Genomic DNA, 404 nt, shown 5'->3' on the forward strand with positions numbered 1-404 from the left:
TTGCTATCTTAACGAGTACTGAAGCTGATTTAAAAGACCCAGAAGTCAAAAAATTGGCTGATGAAATAATTGAGACTCAGAAGAAAGAAATTAAAAAAATGAATCAAATGATAGAACGTCTGCAAGAATAAGATTAATATCTCGATAGAAAAAACTCGGTAAATACTAGTTAAACTAGTGCTTACCGAGTTTCTTATTAGCTATCTTGCTGCATTCCGCGACGATCACCGAGTTTTTTTTGCTAACTCATCGTCTTCATCAGCTGAATTACCGCCCATATAGCGTTCCTGCTCACTATCATGTTTTTCTTGTTGACCATGATGTTCATCATCTTCAAAACCAGATTCAGAATGATCATTTTCTGTTAAATGACCAGCGTCGAGGCCGGAAGTTTCTTCGTCGGT

The 404-nt window shown here is 36.9% G+C and carries 2 protein-coding genes; one reads left to right on the forward strand and one right to left on the reverse strand.

Features of this window, described 5'->3' with window-relative positions; genetic code table 11:
- Positions 1–131 (forward strand): DUF305 domain-containing protein (locus EKM67_RS10420; protein WP_125578918.1); only part of this gene is annotated, 131 nt, incomplete at its 5' end.
- Between the two features lie 93 nt (positions 132–224).
- Here EKM67_RS10420 and EKM67_RS10825 read toward each other — a convergent pair.
- Positions 225–404: hypothetical protein (locus EKM67_RS10825; protein WP_225417377.1), on the reverse strand; the 180-nt coding region annotated here is incomplete at its 5' end.

The organism is Lapidilactobacillus mulanensis, assembly GCF_003946215.1.
Taxonomy (GTDB): Bacteria; Bacillota; Bacilli; order Lactobacillales; family Lactobacillaceae; genus Lapidilactobacillus; species Lapidilactobacillus mulanensis.